Annotated in this window: 13 protein-coding genes; 10 read left to right on the top strand and 3 right to left on the bottom strand. The window is 34.1% G+C overall.

What is annotated here, in order from left to right:
• Positions 1 to 24: 24 nt before the first annotated feature.
• Positions 25 to 1185 carry a pyridoxal-phosphate-dependent aminotransferase family protein gene (locus J2Z35_RS04765; protein ID WP_209659969.1) on the bottom strand — a complete coding sequence of 387 codons (1161 nt, stop codon included), beginning with the start codon at positions 1183 to 1185 and terminating at the stop codon, positions 25 to 27.
• 163 nt (positions 1186 to 1348) lie between these two features.
• Here J2Z35_RS04765 and J2Z35_RS04770 point away from each other — a divergent pair, with 163 nt between their 5' ends.
• From J2Z35_RS04770 to J2Z35_RS04805, 8 genes are read left to right on the top strand one after another with little or no spacing between them, the layout of a single operon-like run.
• Complete coding sequence (locus tag J2Z35_RS04770) at positions 1349 to 1678, top strand: thioredoxin family protein (RefSeq protein WP_209659971.1); 330 nt, start codon at positions 1349 to 1351, stop codon at positions 1676 to 1678.
• A 32-nt stretch (positions 1679 to 1710) separates the two neighbouring features.
• On the top strand, positions 1711 to 2331 hold the full coding sequence (locus tag J2Z35_RS04775) for a metallophosphoesterase (protein ID WP_209659973.1): 621 nt from the start codon (positions 1711 to 1713) through the stop codon (positions 2329 to 2331).
• Between the two features lie 24 nt (positions 2332 to 2355).
• Positions 2356 to 3252: a phosphogluconate dehydrogenase (NAD(+)-dependent, decarboxylating) gene (gene gnd, locus J2Z35_RS04780; RefSeq protein WP_209659975.1), complete on the top strand. Its 897-nt coding sequence runs from the start codon at positions 2356 to 2358 to the stop codon at positions 3250 to 3252.
• 19 nt (positions 3253 to 3271) lie between these two features.
• Positions 3272 to 4726, top strand: a complete 1455-nt coding sequence (gene zwf, locus J2Z35_RS04785; protein ID WP_209659977.1) for a glucose-6-phosphate dehydrogenase — start codon at positions 3272 to 3274, stop codon at positions 4724 to 4726.
• 3 nt (positions 4727 to 4729) lie between these two features.
• On the top strand, positions 4730 to 5359 hold the full coding sequence (locus tag J2Z35_RS04790; RefSeq protein WP_209659978.1) for a cyclase family protein: 630 nt from the start codon (positions 4730 to 4732) through the stop codon (positions 5357 to 5359).
• A gap of 43 nt (positions 5360 to 5402) precedes the next feature.
• Complete coding sequence (locus J2Z35_RS04795; RefSeq protein ID WP_209659980.1) at positions 5403 to 6392, top strand: hypothetical protein; 990 nt, start codon at positions 5403 to 5405, stop codon at positions 6390 to 6392.
• 42 nt (positions 6393 to 6434) lie between these two features.
• On the top strand, positions 6435 to 7007 hold the full coding sequence (locus tag J2Z35_RS04800) for a GNAT family N-acetyltransferase (RefSeq protein WP_209659982.1): 573 nt from the start codon (positions 6435 to 6437) through the stop codon (positions 7005 to 7007).
• A complete protein-coding gene (locus J2Z35_RS04805) occupies positions 6961 to 7998 on the top strand; it encodes a GIY-YIG nuclease family protein (protein WP_209659984.1) in 1038 nt (345 codons plus the stop codon). The genes J2Z35_RS04800 and J2Z35_RS04805 overlap by 47 nt, the downstream gene beginning before the upstream one ends.
• Here the strand turns inward: J2Z35_RS04805 and J2Z35_RS04810 are convergent.
• Both J2Z35_RS04810 and J2Z35_RS04815 read right to left on the bottom strand, forming a co-directional pair.
• Positions 7993 to 9246: a sensor histidine kinase gene (locus J2Z35_RS04810; protein ID WP_209659986.1), complete on the bottom strand. Its 1254-nt coding sequence runs from the start codon at positions 9244 to 9246 to the stop codon at positions 7993 to 7995. The genes J2Z35_RS04805 and J2Z35_RS04810 overlap by 6 nt on opposite strands.
• Positions 9247 to 9924, bottom strand: a complete 678-nt coding sequence (locus J2Z35_RS04815; protein WP_209659988.1) for a response regulator transcription factor — start codon at positions 9922 to 9924, stop codon at positions 9247 to 9249.
• A gap of 257 nt (positions 9925 to 10181) precedes the next feature.
• Here J2Z35_RS04815 and J2Z35_RS04820 point away from each other — a divergent pair, with 257 nt between their 5' ends.
• A complete protein-coding gene (locus J2Z35_RS04820) occupies positions 10182 to 10922 on the top strand; it encodes a polyphosphate polymerase domain-containing protein (protein ID WP_209659990.1) in 741 nt (246 codons plus the stop codon).
• A complete protein-coding gene (locus J2Z35_RS04825) occupies positions 10912 to 11592 on the top strand; it encodes a DUF4956 domain-containing protein (protein ID WP_330623387.1) in 681 nt (226 codons plus the stop codon). The genes J2Z35_RS04820 and J2Z35_RS04825 overlap by 11 nt, the downstream gene beginning before the upstream one ends.
• Positions 11593 to 11613: the final 21 nt, after the last annotated feature.

Consider the following 11613-nt stretch of genomic DNA (forward strand, 5'->3'; position numbering starts at 1 on the left):
TGACAAATCATCTCCTCAGCTTTTTTAATATATTTTTAAAAATGTTTTTTGAACTTCTCTTACCCCTGCTCCAAGCTCGAACTCATGCCCTAGTTCATAAAGAGCCATTTCAAGACCAGAGATAATAGCGCATATATCAAGATGATGGATAGAACCCATATGTCCAATTCTAAATATTTTTCCTTGAAGATTTGAGAGGCCTCCCCCGATAGTAATATTGTACTGCTCCTTTAGAACAGAGGAGAGTCTAGAGTATGAAATAGACTCTGGAAGGAGTACAGCCGTTACTGTATCAGATGAAATATCTTCATTTGCAAGAAGCTCAAGTCCCAAGGCCTTTATTGCGGCTCTTACTGAAGAAGCCATAAGTCTATGTCTATTCCAGACGTTTTCTAGTTCCTCTTCAAGAAGAAGAGACAAAGATTCCTTTAATCCAAAAAGTAGATTTGTAGGAGGAGTATAAGGCATCTGAAAGGATAGTAATTTTTCTTTTACCATCTTATAGTCCCAGTACCATTTTGAAAGGGTGGAGATTTCATACATAGCCCAAGCTTTGTCATTTAATGATACTACGCCAAGTCCAGGGGGGAGCATCAATCCCTTTTGAGATGCACTGATTACTACGTCAATATCCCACATATCAGTTTCAAGTGGGAGGCATCCAAGTGAACTGATTGCATCCACTATTAAAAGGGCAGGATGAAAGAGTTTTTTTATCACCTTGGATATACCATCTATATCACATGTCACTCCAGTTGTAGTCTCATTGTGGGGAATGAAGACTCCTTTTATTTCTTTATCAACATCTTCTAAAAGAATCTTTTCTATATCATCAGGGGTGATAGCTTCTCCCCAAACCTTCTTTATTTTGATTGTCTTTAGTCCGAACTTTTCACATATCGTATTCATACGCTCACTAAATACTCCAATACAGCTAGTAATTACCTTATCATCAGGACTAAAAAGATTAACCACTGCAGATTCTAACACTCCGCTTCCAGAGCTTGGAAATAAAAGTACATCATTTCTAGTTTTAAATACTTCTTTAAGATCATTGAGACATTTTTCGACAATATCTTCGAACTCTTTTCCTCTATGGTTAATAGGGGGTTTTGACAGCTCACTTAGGACAGTTTCAGGTATGTTAGTAGGTCCGGGTATTTGCAAGTATGGTCTTGGTTTCAAAAAAATCCCTCCTAGGTAAATTTTCAAGTTTTCAGTTTATTCAATTCTACTATATATTCAAAGTCTAGTGCAAATCTTTGATTTTCAATTTATTGAAACATATGAGTCACGATATAGGGATTTGGGTAAAATTAAATAATAATTATGCAAGGGGGAATGAAGTTTGATTAATATCGATTCTATTGAAGATGTGCAACTGGCAGTAAAAGAAAATCCTATGGTCCTTCTATATTTTGGAGGTGAATCCTGCGGAGTTTGTCTATCTACAAGACCAAAGGTAGAGGATATTTTGAAAAAATATCCCAACATAAAGGCTTATTATATAGATGTTGAAAAGCATGTAGCTATTGCATCAAAATATAGCGTTTTTACTATGCCAGCACTTTTATTATATATTGAGGAAAAAGAAACGATTAGGGAAGCGAGAAACATGAGCATAAAAGATATAGAGCTCAAGATAGATCGCTACTATGAAATGTTTTTTGACATCTAAATCTCATATGCTTGCAAAAGGGGGGAGAATTATTGAGCAGCTATGAAAAAATAAAAAAATGGATGTGTTTTTTGCTAAACATACCTTATATACCTCAGAATCTGAAAAGAATGTCAGGGCCTATTCTCATTCACATCAGTGACACTCCTCAGGAATCCTACGGCTATATATTAAGGCTTATAAGAAAGCTTAGGCCAAACTGGGTGATTCATACAGGAGATCTTGCAGATGACCTTAAAATAGAAGCTGACCCTGAAAAAATCCCCCAATATAGTGCTGCTCTTTGGAAGTTAATTCCAAAGCTTGAGAAGTCACTAAAGGGAGATATTTTGTATGTGATGGGGAATCACGATAAAGAAGAGATTGTAGAGGAGATAAAGAGAAAAGGAAATATATCAAAGGGGAGTATAAAAATACATGGCAAAAAATTTTATATATCCCATTATGTGAAAGAGGACATGAAGGAAGCTGATTATATATTATATGGACACAATTTAAAGGTTCCCAGTCATATTGAAGGTAAATCCATGTATTTAAACGGAATAGAGGGGATAAACATCATAAATTTAAAAACTGGAGAATGCTATACCCTCCCTTATCCACTTGGTACAAATAGATTTAGAAAGATAGATCAGCATGGATTAAGGTTATAAGCTTTTGAATAAGGAGGTTTTTAAATGGAACTTGGTATTATTGGTCTTGGAAAAATGGGTCATAATCTGGCTCTTAACGCCCATGAAAAAGGGCACAAGGTATACGGCTTTAACCGCTCTATAGAACCTGTAGATTATGTGAAAGAGATGGGAGTATGGGCAACTTCAAATCTTGAGGAGATGCTCAATCAGTTTGAAACGAGGAAAGTAATATGGCTCATGGTTCCTGCGGGCAAGATAGTAGATGTTGTAATAGAAGAGATAAAAGGCTACCTTAGAGCAGATGACATAATAATAGATGGGGGAAACTCAAACTATAAAGATACGGTGAGAAGATATAATTCATTAAAAGAATTAGGAATTAATTTTGTTGACGTAGGTACGAGCGGAGGACTTGAAGGGGCAAGAAATGGAGCATGTATGATGGTTGGAGGAGATGAAGAACCAGTAAGATTCATAGAGCCTGTACTAAAGGATATATGTATAGAAAACGGCTATGGATACTTTGGGGCATCTGGCTCTGGACATTATGCAAAGATGATTCACAATGGTATAGAGTATGGGATGATGCAGGCAATAGGTGAAGGTTTTGAAATCCTTAAAGAGAGTCCCTATGATTATAACTATGAACAGCTAGCCAAGGTCTGGAGCAATGGCTCTGTAATTAGAGGATGGCTTATGGAGCTTACGCAAAAAGCTTTTTCAGAGGATTCACATCTTGAAAGGATAAGAGGTGTTGTAGGGTCATCTGGAGAGGGACTTTGGACGGTTGAAGAGGCTATAAGACTTGGAGTGCCAGCTACAGTCATTACAGATTCACTTTATGCAAGATATAGGTCTCATCAAGAAGATACATTTTCTGCCAAGGTAGTGGCAGGTCTTAGAAATCAATTCGGAGGACATTACGTGGTAAAGAAATAATCTTCTGGAGGTGGACAGTTTGAAGTCTAAAAATCAACCTGCATTACTAATCATATTTGGAGGAACGGGAGATCTAGCAAAAAAGAAGCTTTCAGCTGCTCTTTATAATATATTCAAAGGTGAAAAAACATCTGAAAACTTTGCGATTTTATCAATTGGAAGAAAAGAAATATCTAAAGATGATTATAAAAACATGATTAAAGAAGGCATTGAAAATTCTTTAAATAGTAATATTAAAAGCAAAGATTGGGAAAGTTTTGAAGAGAAGATATTTTATTACTCCCTTGAATTCAATAAAGGTGAAGATTATAAATCCTTGGAAAAATATATTTCTGAGCTAGAGGGGAAATTTGATACAAAGGGAAATAGGCTTTATTATTTTGCAGTTTCTCCTGAGTATTTTTCTGTAATTGCAAACAATTTAAAACAAGAAAATATGATAAATCAGGAAACTGGATGGAAAAGAGTAATAATAGAAAAGCCCTTTGGAAAGGATTTGAAAACAGCACAGGAGCTAAATAAGGAGCTTTCAGAAATCTTCAAAGAAGAAAATACCTTTAGAATAGATCACTATTTGGGAAAAGAAATGATTCAAAATATGATGGTAATCAGATTTGCAAATGCAATATTTGAGCCTCTTTGGAGCGCTGAGCATATAGACAATGTCCAGCTCATAGTATCTGAGGAAGAAGGGGTGGGAAGCAGGGGAGAATACTATGATTCATCAGGAGCTATAAGGGATATGGTTCAAAATCATCTTCTTCAGCTACTTGCCCTTGTTACCATGGAAAAGCCTTATGATACAAATCCAGAGTCTATTAGAAAAGAAAAGGTAAAGGTTATAAAATCAATATCAGTACTAGATAAAGAGGATTTGAAAAAACATATTGTGCTGGGGCAGTATAGGGGATATAAAAACGAAGACAAGGTAAATGAAGATTCTAACACAGAGACCTTCGTAGCCCTTAAAATTTTTCTAAAGCATGAAAAATGGAGGGGCGTACCATTTTATTTAATGACTGGAAAGAGATTAAAGGAAAAATTTGCAGGGATTATAATTGAGTTCAAAGCAAACAAAGATAAAGAGTCTAACCTTTTGTATCCTGAGGTGACTCCAAATATACTTTTTATAAAGATACAACCAGAAGAAGGAATCTCCCTTACTTTAAATGCAAAGAAGCCTGCAACAGAAGAGGAAATCACCTCTGTATCTATGGATTTTTGCCAAAGCTGTATGCTCGGTTACAACTCACCTCAGGCATATGAGAAGCTTCTTCTTGATGCTATCAAGGGAGATCATACAAGATTTACAAGATGGGATGAGGTAGAGTATGCATGGAAATTTATAGATGAGCTAATAAGCTGCTGCACGAGAGATAAAAATATAATTGAAGAGTATGAACAAGGAAGCAACGGTCCTGAGGGAGCAAAAAAACTTTTGGAGAGGGATAATAGAAGATGGTGGAAGGAGTAAAAAATGAAAATATATGATATATCTATGGAAATACATGAAAATATGCCTGTATACAACAACCTAGAGGAAAAAAAACCGAAAATTGAAGTAAAGAGAGACTTTGAAACAAGTAATGGTTATGAATCCAAGATAGAGATGGATATGCATACAGGGACTCATCTTGACATGCCCCTTCATATGATAGGAGGAGGGAAAACTCTAGATTATCTTGACCTATACAAAGTGGTTACAAAGTGCAAAGTCTTTGATTTTACAGATGTGGACTCCATGATTACACAAAAAGAGCTGGAGTCAAAAAAGATAGAAGAGGGAGATTTTATAATCTTGAAAACAAAGAACTCCTTTGCAGATGATTTTGATTTTGAATTTATATATCTTGAAAAATCAGGAGCTAAGTACCTTGCAGATAAAAATATAAAAGGTGTAGGTATAGATGCTCTTGGAATAGAGCGAAGCCAAAAGGACCATGCTACTCATAATACTATCCTAGAAAAAGATATTGTTATTGTAGAGGGACTTAGCCTTAGAGATGTAAAAGAAGGGGAATATCTTTTTATAGGAGCTCCTCTAAAGATTAAAGGAGTAGAAGCAGCACCTCTTAGAGCTCTATTAATTGAAGACTATATGGGATAATCATAAAGCATTATAATAAAATTTGTTTCAAAGGGGGTTAAGCATGCTATTTCTTAGAAGAGGACTTAGAATAATTGGCCTTGAGAGCAAATATGTTAATGAAATAAAAGATTTTTATATCCAGCATATGAATGGGAAAGAGATGAATTTTTATAAGGCTATGGATGAATCTGTTGAAGACAATACTCTAATCCTGATTGTTGAGCCAAAGGAAGGAAAAATCAAGCTTGGAGATGCCAAAGTCATGCTTCTTGTTAAAAATCCAGTATCTAACTGCCTTGCAAATATCATAAACCTCAACATCTCTCATCTTATAGACAAAGTGTTAATAGGTCCTACCTGCATGCTTATGAGGATAGCCGGTGAAGAGAAGGCTGTAAAGGATGAACTAATAAAGGCATTTCATGGAAGAGAGAGGTCCCTTGAAGAGGCAATAAACGAAGGAAGAAAAGAGGACACCATATTATTCCTTACAAGAAAGCCTCTTTCATATTCTGTAAAGAACAAAGATATGATTAAGCCCCCTATTTTAATTCCATCCCCTTCCTCACAAGTTTATAAAAGATTAAGTAAAGAAGGGCTACTTTTTATTACAAGGAGTATGAAAGATAGAACTTGGCTTGAATACAGAATCAATATATATGATTCAAAGGGAAAATATAATGAGCATTATAGAAGGCTTAATTTTGTACTAGCTCAGCTTGATATTGGAATGGTAATTGAAGAAAACTGGACCAGAGATCATGCACTTATGCTTTTTTCAGTTGCGGCATATCAGGTAAGGCTTATTAGTGCCTATCCTCCCCATGTACTCAAAAAAATAGTGATGGGACTTGAATATAGCGATGATGGACAAAGATGGGTGGATATGGATATTTACTATAGGAACAAAAAAATCTCATGGGTTGATATAGAAAAGGATAGGAAAAAACAATCAAGAAAAGACGAAGGGATGAAAAATAGAAAAACAATGCTCGAAAGACTTTCAGACGAAGCGAAAAAGACTCTTTTTAATTTAGAAAAAGATTTATAATATATGAAAAGACTAAGTTTGTTATAGGAGGGAGAAAATAGTATGAAAGGTGATAAATCCCAAGAAAGACTACATTTTTTAAAGGAAATTATTTTAGATGATGGGAGTATAGTTAGGATTAGAAGGGCTGAAGTAAGAGATGCGAAGAACCTGCTTGATTATATAAATAAAGCAGGGGGAGAATCAGATTTTTTAACCTTTGGTGCAGGTGAATTTGGAAGAGATGTAAAAGGAGAAGAGGAATTTATAAAGAATATATCCGCCCAGGATAATGCATTATTTATAGTTGCAGAAAGAAATGGAGAAATAATAGGAAATGCTGGAATCACAGGCGGACCAAGACCTAGAATAAGGCACACTGGAGAGTTTGGGTTAAGCATACTAAAAGACTACTGGGGAGCAGGTATTGGTACTGCTATAGTTAAGGTAATTATAGACTGGTCCAGAGATTCAGATATCTTTAGAAAAATAAATCTAAGAGTAAGGAGTGACAACGAAGGAGCAATACATATATACAAAAAGCTAGGGTTTAAAGAAGAAGGGCTAATCACTAGAGAATTTTATGTGAATGGCAAGTTTTATGATGCTATTTGGATGGGGATGGAAATTGACTAGTTCAAAGCAAGATATAGAAATGCTAAAGTATGAAGAAAAGGATTTTATAAAAGAAAAATTAAAAAAAATACCAAATTCTCCTGGGGTCTATATGATGAAGGATAGGCATGGAGGAACTTTATATATTGGAAAAAGCAAGAACCTAAAATCAAGAGTTAGGACATATTTTTCTAAGGGAGAAAAGCCCGATAAGATAGTAAGAATGGTTCATAATCTAAAGGATATTAGCTTTATAGTCACAGATACTCATCTAGAGGCTCAGCTACTTGAATGTGCTCTAATCAAAAAGCTAAAGCCTATATATAATGTTCAGTTTAAAAATCATCAAAATTATTTTTATATAGATATAGGACATGATATTCGCAAAAAACCACTTTTAATATCCTTCATAAGGACAGACTCAAACAGCTATGGTCCCTATAGAGGAAAAGGGATGATATATCATATACTAAAGCAAATGGAAAATATATATCCTATCAAAAGAGTAGGAGAGGATTTTGATTTTGATTTTAGTATATTCCCCCAAAAGATGAAGGAGCAGGATTTTAAGGAAAACAAATTATCTCTTATAGAGATTCTAAGCTCTGAAAAGGGTAATACGGAGTTTATAGAAAAAACCAAAGAGAAGATGATGGATGCAAGCACCTTAAGTAGGTTTGAGACTGCAAAGGCATATAGAGATATCATAAATGGCATCTCTTACCTTTATTATAATAATTTAAAAGCGGGCTATAAATACCTAGATAAGCCTACAGTATTTGGAGAAAAGATAGAAAAAGGAATTAAGGTCTTTTATATAGTTTCTGGAGTTATCATTTTGAAAAGAGTATATGAAAATATAAAAGATGATGATGTAAAGAAGTTTATTGAGGAAGGAAAAGCCCTTACAAAGATTAGAGGGGAATCTAAAGATGAAAAAAGAAGCCTAGACTTTAGAAGAATTGTAAGTCTAGAGCTTCAAGATAATGAAGGAAAGATTATTTTTCTATGATTTCTTTGCAAGGGGAAGCTCAACTTTGAAGGTAGTTTTTTCAGAAGGAACGCTATATACAGATATTTTTCCATTATGCATCTTCACTATTGCCTGTGCTATGGAAAGTCCTAATCCATAGCCAGTGCCTTTTCTTTCTCTGGAAAAATCAGCCTTATAAAATCTATCAAATATCTTGGGAATATCTTCACTTGATATTCCATCACCAAAATTTGATACAGTAAGGATTGCACTAGAATTTGTTTTTTCAAGAGATAGCTCAATTGTAGTCTGTGAAAAAGAATATTTGATGGCATTTTCTAAAAGTATAATTATGACCTGTTTTAGTTTATCATTATTTCCTAAGATAAATGCAGATTCTTTTATAGAGTAATTTATATACATGTTTTTTTCATAAACTATTCCTTCCATTGACAAAGCAGTAGATTCAGCAAGCTCGCTAAAGTCAAATATGGAAAACTCAACCTTATCTTCCTCATAATCCATTTGAGCCAAATAAAGCAAGTCATTTACAAGACCAGCCATTCTAGCTATCTCATCTTTTATATATCTAATCCACTTAGACTCTTGCAAATCCATTTCTTGTGATAAAACATCTAGATTTGCGCTCATAACTGTAAGGGGAGTCTTGAGTTCATGAGAAGCATCTGCAAGAAATTGACGCTGTTTTTCAAATGCTTCTTTGATAGGCTCTATAGCTTTGTTTGCAAAAAATCTGCTTATAAGAAATATTATAAAGAGAGTTGCTATTGAAACAGCTAAAAATGTATAGACAAGATTTCTAAGAAAAATCACTTGGGTTGTAATATCTAAAAATACAATTCTAAAACCCTCTTCAAAATGAGGCTTTATAAGATATGTCCAGTATTTATCTTCAAGCTTTATCCTTCCTTTATTTTTTTCCTGCTCAAGTGCACGCTTAGATGCCTCCTCATAAAAATAGTCTTCGAGGGGAAAAAAAGATGAGGTCTCTACGATACTGTAGGAGGTACTTAAAATCAGAGAAAATGAAAGAGATGGTTCGGGAGGGACTCTTAAGGTGTCTCTAGGAGCTGAAGGTTCTCTTTCAGAAGGAACAGGCCTATCAAGGCTGCGATTAAAGTCTGAAATCCTCTTTATATCCATATCAATATCACGCTGGACGTTTTTATAGGTAATAATATATATGATAGAAAATGAAGAAATCATGACCACGGATATAAGTACTAAATTTAGGAAAAGGAAATGATTTCTAAGCTTATTAAACATCTATCTTTTCACCTCCAGTATATATCCAGCTCCTCTTATTGTTTCTATAGATACATTTGACTTTAAAAACAAAAGCTTCTTTCTTAAAAATGATATATATACCTCCACGTGATTATGCTCTACATCTGAGTCAAATCCCCAAAGTTTTTCAATGATTAGCTCTTTGGAGGATATGAGTTTGTGTCTTAAAATAAGAAGCTCCATAAGCTCACTTTCTTTGAGGGTGAGCTTTATTTCATTTGAATTTGATGCAAGCTTCAACGTAGAGGGATCAAGGCTCAAATCCTCAAATCTTATTAGATTATCTTTAGGTATCTCACCTTTACGTCTTGATACTGCTCTTATCCTTGCCATTAATTCCTCTGTGGAAAATGGTTTTGGAAGATAATCATCAGCACCGCTATCAAGCCCTGTAATCCTATCCTTTATATCCCCCTTTGCTGTAAGCATAATTACAGGGGTGGTTATATTTTCTTTTCGGAGCTTTTTGAGCACAGAGATACCATCCAATTTTGGAATCATGATATCAAGCAATATCACATCATAAATTCCAGTAAGGGCATGGTCAAGGCCCATTTCTCCATCAAAAATCATATCTGAAGTATAGTTCTGTTTCTTTAATATTTGGGAAAGTGCTTCAGCAAGATGTACCTCATCTTCTATTATTAATACTCTCATAAATATCCTTTCTTGATTCATGAATAATTTTAATTCCTATATTTTTATTTTACTTACATGAAGTAGAGTATAAAAGGCCTTTTAGGATTTATCTAATGACTGTATTTATTGAAAATTATTATATCATATGAACCTTAAATAAACCTTAATTAAGCTTTCTCATGCTTTAAGGTTTATTTAAGGTTTAGGGATTACAATTAATTTAATGATAGTGCATCTAATAGCTTAATGATATTAAAAGAGAAAGGAGAGGCTTTATGTCTAAGTCAGTGTTTAGCAGAAATGAGATAAAATATATCATCACATCAAGTGAGCAGCTGAAAATTGAAGAGGGAATCAGGGAGTATGTAAAATCCGACCCCTATAGCAAGGGGAATAGGTTTTATACTATAACAAATTTATATTTTGACACTAAAGAAGATGAATTAATAAGACACTCTTTATCAAAGCCAATATACAAAGAAAAAATCAGATTAAGGGGATATGGAGTCCCATCTATGGAGGATATAGTATTTTTAGAAATTAAGAAAAAATACAAAAGCCTTGTCAACAAGAGAAGAGTAAACCTTAGACTAAAAGATGCAAAAAATTATTTGAATAATAGGCTAAAGCCTGATGATTTAGATTTTATGACTGCTCAGGTTTTCAAAGAGCTTGATTATATGCTTTCATTAAAAGAGTTTTTTCCTAAAGCATATATTGCTTATGATAGAAAAGCTTTTTTTGGAAAAGATTCAGATGACCTAAGAATAACATTTGACAAAAATATAAGGGCAAGGCGACAGGATTTGGAGCTTGAAAAAGGGGACTATGGAGAGCTTATACTAGACAAGTCTTTATGGATTATGGAAATCAAATGTAATGAAAGTATTCCTCTGTGGCTTACAAAGCTACTAGCAAAAGAAGATATAAAAAAATCCAGTTTTTCAAAATATGGAAAAGAATATACTCAGTATATTTTAAACAACAAAAAGGAGATGTATAAAAGTGTTGGATGAAATATTAGCTATACAAAGTGTAAGTGCTGGAGCTTCAGCATATGATATTTTAGGAAATATAGTAATCTCATTTATCTTAGGTGGACTTATAAGTATGACCTATCAGAAAACCTCCAATAAAGGAGGGTATTCTTCCTCATTGGCTGTCACACTTATAATGGTTCCTATGGTGATTGGGATGATAATATTTTTAATAGGAAATAATGTGGCAAGAGCATTTAGCTTGGCTGGAGCATTTTCAATAATAAGATTCAGAAGTGCTCCTGGGGACCCAAAGGATATCACATACGTACTCTTTGCAATGGCAGCTGGGCTTGCAACAGGAGTTGGATTTTATGTGTATGGAGCTATTTTTTCGGTTGTTCTTTGCCTTTTAATGTTTATACTTCACAAGATAGACTTTGGAGAAAGTACTTCTTCTGAAAAGATATTGAAAATTACAGTACCAGAAAACCTAAGCTTTGAAGGGGTTTTTAACGAAATTTTAGATATATACTCAAATAACTATAGCCTATCTAAGATAAAGACCTCGGAGCTTGGAAGTCTCTATCAGCTGGAGTACAAGGTTAATCTAAAGGATGAAGGGAAAATAAAGGAACTAATGGATGAACTAAGAGCTAGAAATGGGAACCTTACTATAGCTATATTTTCTCAGGAACAGGTAGCATAAGGTTAAATAATGAAATTAAAA

It is taken from the genome of Acetoanaerobium pronyense (assembly GCF_017874355.1).
In the GTDB taxonomy this organism is placed as follows: domain Bacteria; phylum Bacillota; class Clostridia; order Peptostreptococcales; family Filifactoraceae; genus Acetoanaerobium; species Acetoanaerobium pronyense.